General features: G+C 43.3%; 14 protein-coding genes. 4 read left to right on the forward strand and 10 right to left on the reverse strand.

The window, feature by feature from the left end; translation table 11 throughout:
- Positions 1 to 3: 3 nt before the first annotated feature.
- A complete protein-coding gene (locus BUB19_RS13795) occupies positions 4 to 1,377 on the forward strand; it encodes a hypothetical protein (protein ID WP_073095305.1) in 1,374 nt (457 codons plus the stop codon).
- A 26-nt stretch (positions 1,378 to 1,403) separates the two neighbouring features.
- Here the strand turns inward: BUB19_RS13795 and BUB19_RS13800 are convergent, their stop codons facing one another.
- Complete coding sequence (locus tag BUB19_RS13800; RefSeq protein ID WP_073095161.1) at positions 1,404 to 1,829, reverse strand: c-type cytochrome; 426 nt, start codon at positions 1,827 to 1,829, stop codon at positions 1,404 to 1,406.
- Between the two features lie 165 nt (positions 1,830 to 1,994).
- Here BUB19_RS13800 and BUB19_RS13805 point away from each other — a divergent pair, with 165 nt between their 5' ends.
- Positions 1,995 to 3,290 carry an amidohydrolase gene (locus BUB19_RS13805; RefSeq protein ID WP_073095162.1) on the forward strand — a complete coding sequence of 432 codons (1,296 nt, stop codon included), beginning with the start codon at positions 1,995 to 1,997 and terminating at the stop codon, positions 3,288 to 3,290.
- Between the two features lie 318 nt (positions 3,291 to 3,608).
- Here the strand turns inward: BUB19_RS13805 and BUB19_RS13810 are convergent, their stop codons facing one another.
- The 8 genes from BUB19_RS13810 to BUB19_RS13845 form a co-directional block, all read right to left on the reverse strand.
- Positions 3,609 to 4,244, reverse strand: coding sequence for a carboxypeptidase-like regulatory domain-containing protein (locus BUB19_RS13810; RefSeq protein ID WP_073095163.1), 636 nt, complete (start codon positions 4,242 to 4,244; stop codon positions 3,609 to 3,611).
- A gap of 7 nt (positions 4,245 to 4,251) precedes the next feature.
- Positions 4,252 to 5,634 (reverse strand): CsgG/HfaB family protein, encoded by a 1,383-nt coding sequence (locus tag BUB19_RS13815; RefSeq protein WP_084097297.1) that lies wholly within the window; start codon positions 5,632 to 5,634, stop codon positions 4,252 to 4,254.
- A gap of 25 nt (positions 5,635 to 5,659) precedes the next feature.
- Positions 5,660 to 6,088 carry a curli production assembly/transport component CsgF gene (locus BUB19_RS13820; RefSeq protein WP_073095164.1) on the reverse strand — a complete coding sequence of 143 codons (429 nt, stop codon included), beginning with the start codon at positions 6,086 to 6,088 and terminating at the stop codon, positions 5,660 to 5,662.
- Between the two features lie 11 nt (positions 6,089 to 6,099).
- On the reverse strand, positions 6,100 to 6,612 hold the full coding sequence (locus tag BUB19_RS13825) for a curli production assembly/transport protein CsgE (protein ID WP_218588566.1): 513 nt from the start codon (positions 6,610 to 6,612) through the stop codon (positions 6,100 to 6,102).
- A gap of 94 nt (positions 6,613 to 6,706) precedes the next feature.
- Positions 6,707 to 7,381 (reverse strand): hypothetical protein, encoded by a 675-nt coding sequence (locus tag BUB19_RS13830; protein WP_073095166.1) that lies wholly within the window; start codon positions 7,379 to 7,381, stop codon positions 6,707 to 6,709.
- Between the two features lie 107 nt (positions 7,382 to 7,488).
- Positions 7,489 to 8,544, reverse strand: coding sequence for a hypothetical protein (locus BUB19_RS13835; protein WP_073095167.1), 1,056 nt, complete (start codon positions 8,542 to 8,544; stop codon positions 7,489 to 7,491).
- Between the two features lie 49 nt (positions 8,545 to 8,593).
- On the reverse strand, positions 8,594 to 8,917 hold the full coding sequence (locus BUB19_RS13840; RefSeq protein ID WP_143156039.1) for a hypothetical protein: 324 nt from the start codon (positions 8,915 to 8,917) through the stop codon (positions 8,594 to 8,596).
- A gap of 252 nt (positions 8,918 to 9,169) precedes the next feature.
- Positions 9,170 to 10,096, reverse strand: coding sequence for a response regulator transcription factor (locus tag BUB19_RS13845; RefSeq protein WP_178371497.1), 927 nt, complete (start codon positions 10,094 to 10,096; stop codon positions 9,170 to 9,172).
- A gap of 574 nt (positions 10,097 to 10,670) precedes the next feature.
- Here BUB19_RS13845 and BUB19_RS13850 point away from each other — a divergent pair.
- Positions 10,671 to 10,958, forward strand: coding sequence for a M20/M25/M40 family metallo-hydrolase (locus BUB19_RS13850; RefSeq protein ID WP_073095170.1), 288 nt, complete (start codon positions 10,671 to 10,673; stop codon positions 10,956 to 10,958).
- 187 nt (positions 10,959 to 11,145) lie between these two features.
- Here BUB19_RS13850 and BUB19_RS13855 read toward each other — a convergent pair whose 3' ends face one another.
- Positions 11,146 to 12,825 (reverse strand): LamG domain-containing protein, encoded by a 1,680-nt coding sequence (locus BUB19_RS13855; protein ID WP_084097299.1) that lies wholly within the window; start codon positions 12,823 to 12,825, stop codon positions 11,146 to 11,148.
- 245 nt (positions 12,826 to 13,070) lie between these two features.
- On the opposite strand from BUB19_RS13855, the gene BUB19_RS13860 reads away from it, so the two are divergent.
- Positions 13,071 to 16,241, forward strand: a complete 3,171-nt coding sequence (locus tag BUB19_RS13860) for a SusC/RagA family TonB-linked outer membrane protein (protein WP_084097301.1) — start codon at positions 13,071 to 13,073, stop codon at positions 16,239 to 16,241.
- Positions 16,242 to 16,244: the final 3 nt, after the last annotated feature.

The following is a 16,244-nucleotide window of genomic DNA, read 5'->3' on the forward strand; positions in this document are numbered from 1 at the left end:
AAAATGAGCCAGGCAAACCAAACACTTTTAGCGGGAGCGGCAAGCGTAGATACGACCCCTCCTCTCGGCACGATTATCAATGGAGATTTTATACCTCACTACGCCAAATTCATACACGATCCGTTGTATGCCAAGGCTTTGTGGTTGGAAATCGGAGAAACAATACTGGTTTTCGTGGTGGTAGATATCTGCGTGATGGGACAGGAGTTGATCAATCAAGCAAAAGCGCTGATCTGTAAAGCACAAGGTCTGGATCCCGCCTGTATCATGGTCAGCAGTACCCATACCCACGCAGCAGGAGCAGTAGAGGAAGTACATTTGGTAGCAGCAGATCTGGCCTACCGAAAGAGGGTTCCGGAATACATAGCAGATGCTGTTGCCCTTGCCGGTAAGAAAAAGCAGCCAGCCCAATTGGCGTTCGGAACCGCACAGGCTCCTGAACATGCGGTTTGCAGGAGATTTTGGATGAAGGACAACTTTACCTCGATCAATCCGGTATCGGGAGAGCAGGATGCAATTAAAACCAATCCATTCGGCGCGGAGCATCAAATCCTCAGCCCGGTATCCAAACCTGATCCTGAACTGGCATTCCTGGCAGTTCGAACCCTAAAAGATGAATGGATTAGCGTTCTGGCCAATTACTCCATGCATTATGTAGGGGACTGGGAAAGCGGTACCATTACAGCCGATTATTTTGGTACTTTCAGTAAGGCGCTGAAACAACAACTGGGAGCAAAGGAGGATTTTATAGGAATCCTCAGCAACGGGACCAGTGGTGACATCAACATTTGGGATTTTCTGAAGGAGAAAAAATATCCTGAAACTTATTTTGCCAAGGGTCAGCTAATCGGGGAGGACCTTGCGGCGAAATTAGTTGAGCAAATCGCTGAGTTGACTTGGGAAACCCAGCCAAATTTAGCTTATCGGCATGCGGTAGTCGAGGTAAAGCGCAGGCTTCCCAATGAAAAGGAACTGGCTGAAGCCAGCGAAAAGGTAGGTAGAGGAGATTATGAAAATTTGCAGCCCAATCAGGAAGGTTGGGAGTACCTTTATGCGCGGGAACAGGTATTATTGGCCGGATTCCCCGCTGTAGCCAAATGTCCGGTTCAGGTTTTTGATGTTGGCCCTGGCTGTATAGGGGCCTTGCCGGGAGAGATATTTGCTGAAACCGGCCTGAAAATTAAAAAGGAATTGAATGGAAAACCTTATTTTACGATCTGCCTGGCCAATGGAAACCTGGGATATGTGCCCCCCTTGCATGAGTTGGAAAGGGGAGGTTATGAATCATGGCGGTGCCGGATCAGTAATCTGGACGGGTCCGCAGAAGAAACTTTGCGCAGCAAATTGCTGGAAATGATCAGGGCGGTGCCCAGCTAGTGCTGCCAGCCCTGAATAGACTGACCTCAGGGTTGATCCAGGGAAAGGATGTAATAGACCATGGTTTGAGCGTCATTCAGACTCAGGTTGGGGTGGGGACTCATGATCGGGTTTCCCCAGGAACCGAATCCTCCGGTAATGACTTTTCGGGCCAGCATATCTACATAGGCGGGTTGCACGGGATACCGTTCGGCAATGTCTCTAAAAGCAGGCCCCTTGGCTTTGGTATCCACCCTATGGCAATCTGCACAACCCGAATAGGCTACCAGTACTTCCCCCCTCGATACCGTCTCATCGGGTATTGGTTCATTCTTGCCTTCAATTTTCCGGATATAATCCTTTTTCGGAGATTCTCTTTTGGTTTCTTCGGGCATTTCTTTCTGGCAACCGGCCAGCAAGAGCAACACCAAAGCTATGAACCGACAAGCATATGTACCGATTTTATTGATCATATACAAATGTATTAAAAAAGATAAAAGTGTCTTAATTTAAATTAAAAATATTTGCCTGGTTGGTTTTTGTGCTTACCGAATTCGATTGGTTGGAATAATTCAGAAAAATCAGTACCATTGGTAGGTCAAACATGCTAAATTTGATGCTACCGAAAACCTAATGTCATGCAAAAAGCCACCACAACTTTAATACTACTATTAATCATTCAGTTTGCAAATGGGCAAACCAACTTAGACGTTCTAGTAAGCGAAAGGGCACTTTCCCTGGAACAAAAAGTCATTGAATGGCGAAGGGATATTCACGAGCACCCTGAGCTGGGAAACGAAGAAACCCGAACTGCCGGCATCGTTGCTGACCACCTCAGGAAACTGGGTATGGAAGTCACAGAAGGGATGGCCGTAACTGGAGTTGTTGGCATCTTAAAAGGCGGTCGACCCGGCCCCACGGTCGCCATCAGAGCAGATATGGATGCTTTGCCGGTAACAGAGCGCAATGATTTGCCATTCAAATCGCAGGTCACCACCAATTACAATGGTCAGGAAACGGGAGTAATGCATGCCTGTGGACATGATTCCCATGTGGCCATCCTGATGGGTGTAGCGGAGGTGCTGGCGGGGATGAAAGATGAGCTCAAGGGAACCGTCAAATTTATTTTTCAGCCGGCTGAAGAAGGATTAGAAGACAAAACAGTGGAAAGCTGGGGCGCCAGACAACTGGTCGAGCAGGGAGTGATGGATGATGTGGATGCCATTTTTGGATTACACATCAATTCACAAACTCCCGCAGGGGTGATCAAATACAAACCGGGCCCATCCATGGCCGCTGTGGACAATCTGGAAATCCTTGTAAAGGGCAGGCAGGCCCACGGCGCTTATCCCTGGTCTTCGGTGGATCCGATTGTCACCGCATCCCAGATTGTGATGGGACTGCAGACCATTGTTAGCCGAAATGTAAAGATCATAGAGATTCCCGCCATTGTTACCATTGGAGCCATACACGGAGGGGTACGGCACAACATCATACCTGAAGAAGTAGAAATGATCGGAACGATCCGAACCTACAGCGAGGACCAGCAAAGTCTCATTCACAGGAGGATTGTCGAAATCGCGGGTAATATTGCTGAAAGTGCGGGCGCCGCTGCTGATATCAACATCAAAGAAATGTATCCGGTCACTTACAATGATCCCGATTTGACAGCAGCCATGGTGCCTACACTGGAAAAAGTAGCCGGAAAAGAAAAGGTATGGCTGCACGATCCGGTGACCGGAGCGGAGGATTTTAGCTTTTATCAGAAAGAAAAACCCGGATTATTCATTTTTCTGGGCGGCATGCCGGCAGATGCAGACCCGGAGACAGCTCCCTCACACCATACACCGGATTTTTACCTGGACGAAAGTGGTTTCGTGCTGGGTGTAAAGGCTCTCAGCCAATTGGCTGTGGATTATATGGAAATGTACTGATTCGGCAATAGCCTGCGTAGGAAGGCTGGCCTGGTAGCAGTCAAGAGCTGCCCAGTTAAGGCATTTTCTGTGGTCATACCGTCTGACAACTAGCAAACGGTTGCCTCTCTCCCGATACAAATTTTCATGTACTGAAAGACAAATCGATATGTCTGGTGAAGGCTTTTTGGGCCGGCATGGCGGCTTGGTAAATCCAACTAACCAAATAATACGATTAAATCTCTAAGGTTTGCCGAATTAAGGTTAGCAGATTATACAGAAGACCCAAATTCACTCAAAATATATTGTGATTTCCTTCATATATAGACATTCACTCAATTAGTCAGTCCTAAAGGTCCAGGTTGGACTATTCGCCACGTTTCTTCCCTGGTACTTGGCTACAACGTACCAAAAATAGGTTGTGTTTGGCTTTAAATTGGAAACCCCTATTTCCCTTCCCAATAGATTTTCACCCAATAAGGTCTGAGTAGTGGAATTTGATTCAAAGATATAAACATTGAATTCTAATTCCCTGGACCTGACATCCTGATCCACTTTCCACTCCAAAGTCAAATCTTCCGGTTGTCCGACGGCTCCGTTTCCTGGTATCGGGTCATAGATGACCACATTTCCAACATCATTATCATCTTCTAATAGAAAGAAAGTCAGCGAGGTATTGAGTGCTTCATTTACAGCTACACTCACACTGCCGGTTAAATAATCCATTTTTCTTGCAGAGATCACCACTTCACCTTCTCTGACCATTTCAATACTAAAAGCCCCCTCTTCATCGGTCAATACGATGGTACTTGGCGGGGTAGTTGAAATTTGTACACCAGACAATGGTTCGTAACTTTCTCCATCAACCACAACCCCGGAAATAGTCCCGAATTTGTCATCAGTGATATGCTCTAACTCACACCCTGTAAAAAAAATAAATACGACGGCCGATACTAAATAATAGACTATTTTCATTTTATGATCAATTTCCTAAATAAATTTTCAATCCAAACCTGGCTCCGACAATGACATCGTCAAATGAACCTGCACCAACACCGTCATAATTGTCTGACAAATGTTGGTTCAAATAAGCCTTAAATGTCAACGCTGATTTTGATGACACTAAATATTCAAATCCAGCTCCGTAGGTTACGTAGGGCAAGAATTGGTTTTGGGAGAGACTGATTTCATTTCCGAAATTATAATAGGATCCCGCTCCGATACTAAATAATGGAGATAGTTTACCTGTAGGATTGGCTAAGAAGACCAGGTTAGCATCACCATAAAATTCAGAAGAATTCACTAAATCTCTGATATTAACGTATTGATAGCCAATGCTAGGTTCAAAATAAAATGACTTGTTGATTCCAACCCCAATTGAATAATTAATCCCCCCCCGAATCTCGCTTGAAGGATAATCCCCCAGGTAATTTTGACTGGTCAACATTGGATTAAGATAAAAGCCCGATCTGCTTTGATAAATATGGGGCTGACCCATATAGTCAATTTCACGGTTGTTTTCCTTTTCTTCCAGATAGTCATCAATAATATGTTGTGCCGAGTCGATTGGTTCATTTAATTCCCAAAGCCGACCTATTATCCCTTCTATGACCAGACTGTGAACCGCTTTTTCAACGGCCTCTGTGATGGCCAATTCCCGGGGTTCATTGTGGGTATAACCCATTTCTGCCTCAAGTAGTCGCTTAAATTTTACATACCGAAAAATGCCTGTACTCACTTCCTGAGACAAAATTGATTTGGTCGTATAAACAGTTTTTAACACCTTCCCGTTACTTGTCGACACCGCTCTTAGATAAATGGATACCCTGTCTTCTCTGTATTGGGAAGAAACATTTGATCCAAAGTATCTAATTCCTGCTCCGCCTGTAAAAACATTGGTTTCATAAGAGACAATACCTCCTTCGAGGAGGACACCCGCGAATAAGAGCGGGGGCAAAAGTATGTTGTTATTTCCCTCATATTGCTCCCTGCTGGATCGGATGATTTTTCTTTCATTCAATAGGTTGCTGATGTTCTCTCTCTCAATAGGTACAAACCAACCAGATTCTTCCAATGCTCTTATCAATATATTCGTGGCCCCTTGGGTCACAGCCGTGGACCAACTGGCGCCAACATTTGATTCTTTGTACTGACCTGTCTGGTCTCTGAACTTGTAAACGGCCACTACCACTGGTTCTTTTGGCGCAGGCAAGGACAAAAGCTCTTTTTTCATTTTTGTCTCGGGTCCAAGGGAAGCATCCCGGTCTCCAAACGGCTGATAAAAATACGGACTACAGCTACCCAGAAAGACTATTAATGCGATAAATTGGGCACACGAATGCAACTGCTTCAACAAAAATTTCATCCACACAAAATTATTAAACTATCTACTAAAAAAATGGAACGTCGACTACTGTACTTGCACCCGTTCTGTTGTCCACTATATTAATGTTAATTCCGGCACCTCCACTTCCAATTTCTATTTGATAATCGCCCAATTGGTAACTTCCTTCCTGTATTTCATCTTCGCCAAATTGCCTCAATACCAATTCTCTGGAAAGCCTGCTTAGGATTTGTCTGTTCAAACTTTCCGTAAAATCATTGAGAGGAGACCGTTGTGTAATTCCAGGCTGGGTTCTTTGCTGTTGAGAAGGGTCGACGGTGGTATCCTGCGCTTGAGCTGAGCTTAGCATCCATTGATAATTAAACGTTTCTCCACCAAATGCCGGATTTTTTGGCTTGTATACCATTTGCTGTGCGTCACAAAATCCAATCGAGTAATAAACACACAAAGTTAAAATAAATAGAATCTTCTTCATTATAGTTTAATTTAAAATATACCCGAACCAGAGCGTTCCTCACCAGCAAGTTCCCTTACTATTTCCTCATACCTTGCCAAATACATGTAAGTTGAGCCAATCGATTGTGACACCAATTGCTCCACTACTTCGTTTCTTGGTTGCAATAAAGATTGAAACACCATTGTTTCGTTAATATAAATCTCAATCATCGTGGTACTGAGCCGAAAGGGCTTTTCCCTGATGAAAATGGAATAATTGTTGGCTTCTTCGGGTGCTTCCCATTGCCTGTAAAAGTACTCGAAAAAATCCCTGCCACTTTTGGTCTTGGTCTCGTCAATAAGCAGGCCATCAATTTCCAATTCAGATCCGTTGTTCGCACGTTCTTTTTCTTCTTCGGCAATGGATTCCAATAGATTGATCAGGGCCTCCGGAGCCTCCTTCACCGAATTGCTATCCGTTTGTACCCGCGTACTGTCGATTTGTGCCAGCAGATCGTCAGGAAAAAATATAAACAGCGCTATGTACATTGCCAACATCTTCATTTCCCATACCAACCTAAATGTTACACCAATTCGCATGTGAAGAAATGTAAAATTTTTGTAAATTAAAAGAAGTTTAGGGGATTAAATTTTTTGATTATCTTTTCATGGGAAAGTTAAATTGAGAAGTGGAAATATTTATTTTCATTCCCTCTCCATTTATACCCGGATTTTGTGTTATTTCAAAAGATGAGCTAAAATCCTCCATCATCGCCTCTACCTCATGTTGATTTCCAAATTGCGATATCCGCACGTATTGATGAGTTATATTGGTATCAACTCCATTTCCTACCAACGAAAGATCGATACTGTTTTGGTTCCCTTCTTGTATCAAAGCTGCTGACCTATTGGTTATTCCGTCCTGAAAAATATAGCTATTGATGCTGTTTTCATTACCGTTTTGTAGCACGCTTGTGATTACCCCTTCTCCTATCGACCATAAATTGGCCTCATTTTGGTCACCATTTTGATTGACCTCGCTGCGATGTGCCTGACCACTTTGATCTACGTATCCTCTGTTGCCATTGCCTGACTGTTTCAAAATTATGAAGTTAGCCTCATTACCTTTATTTTCCTGAAATACTCTTGCATCGCTATTGCTACCCACCTGCTCAATGATTGCACTGTTGTTCCGCTCCTGTTGTTCATACATTTCAATGGCTTGAACATTAAGCAAAATACTTGCCTCGGGGTCTATAGTCTCTTGAGAAAATGCCTGCACGGCACTAACATTGATCAATAAAATAAAGAAATATGAAATCGGAGAAGACATTGAAACAATAAAAGGAATTTTTGCGATATTGCAAACAAGTTTTATTTTAAAAATAGGTTTCCACCAATTAAAATTGATGGAAACCTAAAATAAAATAGGAGCGAAGTTTACAGTCCGAAAGTTTGATTAACGTTTGCAGTTAGGTCATTACCAACTTGCGAAACATTGCTAAAATTGCTTCCACCCGTTTGGATCTGGTTTGCATAATTGCGAGCTCCGTCCTGTAGGATCATGGCTTCATTCAATACGATATCTCCGCCAGGTGTAGTTTGAGTTTGATAAGCATCGTTATCAACTCCATACTGATTGATGGTTGCGAGGTTTAATGGATCATATCCGCTAGACCGTCTTAAATCTGAACTTTGAGTTTGTTCTGCAACACCTCTGTTTCCATACTGATTGATATAACCGAAGTTAAGACTTCCAGTTTGATCTTGAACAGCGTCATTGTCATTTCCTGCTTGATTAACGGATGCTGTACTTACCCAGGCATCTTGGGTTTGGGTGCTTGAATTATGATTACCAGACTGGTTGGCTGTAGCGGTATTGGCCCATCCGTCCTGCACCTGAGTAGCCGAATTATTATCGCCGGCCTGATTAATCGATCCGTTGTTCATACTACCTTCTTCATCAATAAGCATATTGATGTCCTGAGCTTGCTGTGCATTATTGTTATCACCGGATTGGACTATGGAAGCTGTATTTCCATACCTCACCTGATTTTGTGAGGCAAAGTTATCGCTGCCACTTTGGTTAATTGAGGCGGTACTTGTACCCAACTGACCGTGTGGACCTTGTCTTTGAATAGCTTCGTTATTATTACCTGACTGTGTAATGTACGCCGCCAAAGCCCCAGCTCTGGATTCAAGCGCTCCGTTGTGGGTTTGTTCTACTGTTGCGTCATTGTTTCGCCCAGTTTGGTTAATGTGGGAAAGCGTGGTGTTTTCCTCGAAAGCGCTTGTTGAAATTTGAGTAACGTTCGCTACATTGTCCCGATTTTCCTGGTTGATTACCGAAGAATTTTCGTTTGCACCAGATTGTTCAACATCAGCGTTTTGATTGTTTCCAGATTGTGTAATCTGAGAGGTGTTGTTTGGATCGTCCTGTGCAAAGGCGATGCCTGCTGCAAACAGCATGGAGAATAAAATACTTGTCTTTTTCATTTTGTTTTTGTTTTGGTTATAATTAATTGAATAGAAAATTTATATTTTTTTATTGATCACCTTGTTTCCGTTCCACACCCGAGTTCTGTCTGATAGTCGCCCGGTTGTTTTGGCCGGATTGTCGTACGATAATAGAAGAGCCTTTACGATTTTTTACGCTTACATTTATTGAATTTTTTCCTCCTTTTTGAATTAATGTCCCGCTTACTGAATCCTTGACCATTATGGTTTTAATGTTTTGAAAGGTTTTATCGTTAAATTCTATAAAATTCGAATTACCTTGAGTTTGGATATAAATACTATCAACAGAGCTGCGTTGGTGCTCCTGGGCATCGCGTTTTTGCTCGCCAGCTGCGTTTTTTGAATTTTTCAAATCTTGTGAGTTTGCGAAATTGACCAGTAGAAGACCAATGGTCAGAAAAAAGAAGTTCTTGGAAAATCGGTTAACTTTGAATATAAAAATACGCATAATAATATACTTAAAATGTATTTGGTAACTGATAAAAACAAATTTAGGTATAATAAATTACCCAGACAATGCGTGATTTCCGAAGAGTGAAAAATTTGATATTAGTGAAAGCACGTATGAAAATTCAATTGAAAAAAGTAAATGTATCTTTAAAAATTATACCGCTTTAATATTGTTTCTGCCTCGTTTTAGATTATTTACAGTTGCAACAGCCTCAATAATATTTCTCACCCCTAATTTTTCCATAATATTTGATCGGTGCTTTTCAATCGTTCGGTTGGATACGGATAAGCGATCTGCGATTAATTTAATGGGCAGTCCATGCGACGATAATTCCAATATTTCATTTTCCCTGGGTGTCAGGATGGGGCTTGTGCGATTTCCGGTTTCCGCGGCTTTACTATTATAGCTTATTTCCATACCAGATTCAGTATTCGGAGACAATTCAATCAGGTAGGTCTTATGGTTGAAATGAGTACCTTTAAACATCAATATATTGAAGCTGATTTCTCCAGCCTCCTTAAAGGAAATGTTCTTTATTTTACAATAATTTGAGATTTTGCTATCAAATCTTTTGTAATTTAATTTTTCCAGTGAGGAATTAGGGAATTCAAAAACTTCATCAATCCGCTTCCCCTTCAGTCCTTTTTTTTGGTGAATGCAGCTGAAAGAGTTGTTGACCTCCTGTATGTGGTCGTTATCAACCAAAAGCATAGGTATATGGGAATTGTTAAAGTAAAATTTAAAATCCGAAGTATTTAGAAAATTAAAATACTTTTTTTTAGCGATTTCTTTATTTACTTTCCGGATGGTTGCCTCTTCGTCCAGTGGTAGAAAAATGATGTTGTCAATTCCAAGCTCTAGCGCAAGCATGATATCCTCTTTTTTGCAATCCTCCAATATTAAAAAAAATGGAATTGTTTGAGAGAGTAGCTCAGGTTCCAGCGTTTGAAAAATCAGTTCCCCTTTTGCTTCGTCAATGAATTCCGTGCTTAATGTTAGTTGGTATTTGGTATTTTGAAGACATTTCAAGGCATCATCTACTTCGGAAGCGAAATCTACTGTGAATCCATTGGATTTCATGAGGTCAATAATTTGCTCATTTATATGTTCTGGCTGACTTATAAATAATAGGTTTTTTTGGGTTTCAATCATTGTTTTAAAAATATTTTAAAATTTATAAATAATATATTTTTAATTCAAATAGTCCACGTTTACTAAGTTTCAGTTCTTTTATAAACATTTCTTTTTTGGGCTTCTGCCTGCACAATATCGAAATGCTTGTTTTGTGATTTGAAATGAAACACAAAAATCAGCAACTAAGATACAAAAAAATGTAGTTTTACATCAACTAATCAAGAATTTTATTCCTTACTAAATTATTTCAAGACAAGTTGATTTTCGATAAAATATTAATAAAAATATTATTAATTATGTAAAAGGAAGAAAAATAGGTCCTATATTAAATAATGAAGAAAATACAATTTTTTTTTGATGCTTAAATTTTTGTATATATAAAAAATATACGTTAAAAAATTTTTCCTTTATATTACGGAAAATTTTTTAATTAAAAATTGAAAATTCAATGATAAATATATATAAAATTACAGGTAATTGAATTAACCTATTTTTAATTGAATTATAGAATGAAATCGATTTGTTTTGTATAGCTGATATCAACATCAAAGAAATGTATCCGGTCACTTATAATGATCCCGATTTGACAACAGCCATGGTGCCAACACTGGAAAAAGTAGCCGGAAAAGAAAAGGTATGGCTGCACGATCCGGTGACCGGAGCGGAGGATTTTAGCTTTTATCAGAAAGAAAAACCCGGATTATTCATTTTTCTGGGCGGCATGCCGGCAGATGCGGACCCGAGACCGCTCCCTCACACCATACGCCGGATTTTTACCTGGACGAAAGTGGTTTCGTGCTGGGTGTAAAAGCCCTGAGCCAATTGGCTGTGGATTTTATGGAAATGTACTGATTCGGCGGTATCCGGCTACCGATAAAAGCTGACAGACAGTCAACAGGTAACCGTCAATCTCGTTCTTTTGAAAGCGAAGTCCGGTCGGTGCAAAGCTGCTTGCCCCCATCAAGAGGCCCTCAGTTTATTGCCTAGGGTTGCACTCAAAGGTTATTTGGGTCGGACAAGAATATGATTTCACCTGTATGCAACGCACGATGGTATAGGCGAAAGTCGGCCATTTTTCCTTTGAAATGGTGATTTGCTCCGAAGCCTATCTTTAACGGAACCGCTGAATTCAGGTCGTACTGACCCGGGTTGTCAATTGTTTTTCTGGCGACTTTTTCACCATTAATATAAAGCGCAAGCTCTCCTTTTGATTTTACTGCTGCGACATGCTGCCATCCGCTTTTCAGTGCACCCGGGCTTAAGACATTCCTGCCCAGCTCAAATCCGAAGATTTTTCCGGAGGGAAGGGTGCTGCAATACAAAATGCCGTTATTTTCAGCCATGGTCCATGCCCTGCGGTATTTGACATCCGGAGTATGATCCAGCCGGACCAGTTTTTTCCAGGTGGTATCTCCCCTGTAAGCATAAACCTCTGCGAGGGGGAGGGTGCCGGCTACTAAAGTACCGTTATGTACAAGCATACCCATTACTTCAAGCTCATTTCCCAGACGGCCTGCATCCTTCCAGTTGTCGATGCCATCAAAGCGGTAAACCCTCCCGCTGGGCCAGGTGCCTACATACAAGTTCCCGTAATATATTGCAAACGAATAGGTTTGGGTATTGTCACCAAGCAGCCCACAGTCGGTCCAGGAATGCCCATCGTAGCGGTATACGTTTCCGCTGTCGTAACTGGAAGCGTACAGGTATCCGTCGTAAACCGCCAGAGCGACAACGCGCTTTCCTTCAGGCGTTGGGCACGCTACCCATTTATCGTTATCCAGTCTGAAGAATCCTGCGGGATGGTAGAGCGAACTGGCATATAGTGAACCATTGAAGCTGATCAGACCACCAATAGCTTCTGTATCCGGTAATTTTCCCGTGGACACCCATTGCCCGTCTGCTCCATACCGCATGACCCGACCTCCTGCTGTCAGGTTTTCCGATTCAGGAAGGGCGGAACCTGCAAACCGATACTTCCCTGTGCCTGCGTAGAGCTCGCCATTGTGAACAGCCAGAGCCATGACACTATTAGAAGCATCGGGAGAACCGCAATCTATCCACCGGTCCAGCGAATCCAGGCGATAGACATTACCAGACTTCTCCTTTTCCTGATGGGAAAGACCAGCGTAAAGTGATCCTTCAAAGCTTGCCAGGGAAAAGGCACCCACCGTACTGTCAGGGCTTCCCAAATCTATCCAATCCGAGCTTATGTCTGCATTTATTCCAAAATGCAACTGGCAGTAGTTGGCCAGGCTGGTGGTTACTGCCTGGGTCTTTGTGCTCAGGTGAAATCCTGTTTTTGAGAGGGAATCGTATTGACTCATGATATCAGCAGGTGACTCCCTGTCGGTGTCGGAGAGGTCAATCCAACCCGCAATCGTAAAATCTTTTTTCCCCAATCGGGGAGACTGATCCAACGGGATTTCCAGCCAGGTATTTACGCTTGAGAAATCTACTGCGGTAGATTCTCTGCCCGTGGGACCGGATGCGTCAAAGTTGATCTCTCCATGAATGGTAGCGTGCCGGTTTGCACCCGAATGATCCCGGACGTCTCCGGCTAACTTCCAATGCCCCAATAAGCCTTCATTTAACCTGGTACTGCCACGTTCCTTGCAGGCACAGCTCATGAGGTATAGAATAAGCAATGGTAATAAGGGTAGGTATTTTCGAATCATGGGCGCATTTTAACAGAATAAATTATTATTTACACTTACCAATATAACCAACTTTCTCATTTTTTACGAAGAATTTGTCGGTGTCCTTACCTGTAAACCGACTATTGTTATTTTTTGTCAAACAATAGATACAAAACTTTTTGATCTTGCTGAATAAAATTTTATTTTTAAGGTAACGTACACGTAACGAATAGCATAATAGACTTATTCGCTTTCAATCAATTATTCCTTTAAATCACTACATCATGAAACAAAATTACATTTCACTGCTCCGTCAGTCCGACCGGCTGACTCAAGTCAGGGAACGGAGGGAATGGCAAAATCCCGCCAAGGTGTTGGTCCTTTCGTTCCTGATTATGTTTCTCAATTGTGTTCCGGGGCACTTTGCGCATGCGCGACAAGCCCGGCAGGTATCAGGTCAGGTATTTGACAATGCTACCAATGAAAGTTTGCCAGGGGTCAATATTCTGATCAAAGGCACGTCTATGGGTACCGTCACTGATATCGATGGTTCCTACTCGATCAGCGTGCCTGGTGAAGAGGCTGTGTTGATCTATTCCTTTGTAGGATACCTGACCCAGGAAGTGCGGGTTGGGAATCAAAATACGATCAACGTGAACCTGGTCGCCGATCAGGCCCAGCTGGAAGAGGTGGTAGTAGTCGGCTATGGTACGGTAAAGAAAAGTGACCTTACCGGTTCTGTAGTCCGGGTGGATCCCGAATCTTTTAAAAACCAGAGTAATGTGCAGCTTACCGACATGCTGGCAGGAACTGTGGCCGGCTTCAATGCCAATCAGGGGACCTCTGCTGCCGGAGGCAGTTCGCTGGAAGTGAGGGGCCCTACCTCACTGAGCGCAGGCACCGAACCACTTGTAGTACTGGACGGCGTAATTTTCAATGGAAGTCTCAGAGATATCAACCCCAACGATATTGAATCGGTGGATATTCTCAAAGATGCGAGTTCGGCGGCAGTATTTGGTGCCAGAGCTGCTTCAGGAGTGATCCTGGTGACCACTACAAGGGGCAAAGCCGGAGCGCCAACCATCAATTTCACTACCAAGCTGGGGGTCGCCGGACCAACCAATGATGATTTTGCCGTGCGCGGTCCTCAGGGATATCTGGATTTCCGGAGAGATTATTTCAGGACATTGGGACAAGCCCAGCCGGACTACCATTGGTTCAATCCGCAGGCATTGCCCGAGGGCGTCACACTGGAGCAATGGAGGGCTTCCAACAACAATCCCAATCCTGATGATACCCGAGAATGGCTGGCAAGGTTAAATTTTTTCCCTGACGAGGTCGCTGCCTATCTGGCTGGTGAAACCATCGATTGGAGGAATAAGGTGATGCAGCCTGGCCTGCGTCAGGAATATGACCTGAGCATAGGTGGTGGAACAGAAAAAATCAAATACTATTGGTCACTGGGATACCTTGACAATGAGGGTATCATAGTGGGGGACAAGTTTTCTACAATCCGTTCCCGGATTAATTTTGATTTTGAAGTGACAGACTGGATGAAAGTAGGATTGAATTCACAATTTTCATCCAGGGATGAAAGTGTGGTTCAGGCCAATCTTACGGGCATGTACCAAACCGGACCATATGCACAGATGTACGAGGAAGATGGATCTGTCAAATGGTTTCCCCATGGATATATAGGTGGGCAAAATCCCCTGATCAATTATCTGGGTCAGGACCGGTTTCACAAACGGAATAATTTTTTCAATACCTTGTTTGCCGAGTTCAAACTTCCGTTTGGCATTACTTTCAGGTCTTCCTACCAGCCCCGTATTGAAAGTGTAAGAGATTACAATTACTGGTCTCCTGAGACCATTGTGGGGGGACAGGATTATGCCGGAGGCCGGGCTACCCGCTTTGAATCCAATACCTACGAATGGATGGTAGATAACCTGTTGAAGTGGAATAAAGAATTCGGTATACATAACTTTGATGTCACCTTTCTGTACAACCTGGAAAAAAACAGGATATACAGTTCAAGCATGGCCAATCAAACCTTCCTTCCCAGTGCTATTCTGGGCTATCATGGGATGCAGTTTGGAGGTGATCCCACGATCGAAACAGACGATATCACCTATACAGGAGAAGGTTTGATGGGAAGGGTGAATTATACCCTGATGGGAAAATATTTGTTTACAGGCTCCATACGAAGAGACGGATTCAGCGCGTTTGGAAGGGAAAATCCCAGAGCTGTTTTCCCCGCCCTGGCCTTTGCCTGGCAGATTTCTGATGAATCGTTTTACAATTCCAGCCTCATCGATCAACTTAAAATGAGACTCTCCTGGGGAGTGAACGGAAACCGTGATATTGGACCCTATTCCTCCTTTGCTCAAATGGGAAGCAACCAATACTATAATGGGTCTCAGGTGCAGATGGGGATATTTACATCCACCCTTTCCAATCCCGGCCTTTCCTGGGAGGAGACAGAATCATACAACCTGGGTTTCGATATCGGCATTCTGGCAAACCGTATCAATCTCACATTGGATTACTACGATATGAGTACGGTAAATCTGCTGGTAGATCGTTCCTTGCCAAGGGTGACCGGTTTTGCCAATGTGACCACCAATATAGGAGAACTGGCCAACAGAGGGTTTGAGGCAACCCTGGGAGCAGTAGCGGTAAACAGGCCGAATATCAATTGGCGGACGAATATCAATTATTCGATGAACCGCAATAAGATCATCTCCCTCTTTGGAGATACCGGGGAGTACACACTACAGGGACAAACCATCAGCGGAGAAATTCCCGATTTTGAAAACGAATGGTTTATAGGTCAACCCATAGATGTGGTTTGGGATTATAACATTTTGGGTACCTGGCAGGTAGAAGAGGCACAGGAAGCTGCGGAATTTAACCTGCGGCCCGGTGATATCAAGGCAGAAGATGTGGATGGGAATGGTCTATATGAGGCTTTACAGGATAAGAAGTTTATTGGATTCAGTCAGCCCAGGCATCGGATAGGTTTCAGAAACGACGTTACTTTCCTAAGAAATTTTACGGTCTCTCTGTTTATTCGGGCAGACCTGGGTCATTTGCGGGCCTTTCCTCCCTCGGTGGCCGGCTGGTCTACCTTCGACAGAAGAAGTACCGCCAATTATCCCTATTGGACCCCAGATAACAGGACCAACGATTACCCCAGGCTAAGTGTAAATGATTCCCCTTTCGGGGGCGGGGTCATGCCGTATAAGCCATCTTCCTTTGTAAGGATCCAGGACCTTTCGCTTTCCTACAATCTGCCGAGTGCACTGACCCAGAGGTACAAGATGCAGAATTTGAGGATTTTTGGTTCCGTCAGGAACCTGTATACCTTTTCCGATTGGCCGGGTTGGGATCCTGAATCAGGTCTGACGCCAATGCCGAGGATTGTCACTGTTGGTTTCAATATTACACTTTAAAAT

Origin of the sequence: Cyclobacterium lianum (assembly GCF_900143075.1) — a bacterium.
In the GTDB taxonomy this organism is placed as follows: Bacteria; Bacteroidota; Bacteroidia; order Cytophagales; family Cyclobacteriaceae; genus Cyclobacterium; species Cyclobacterium lianum.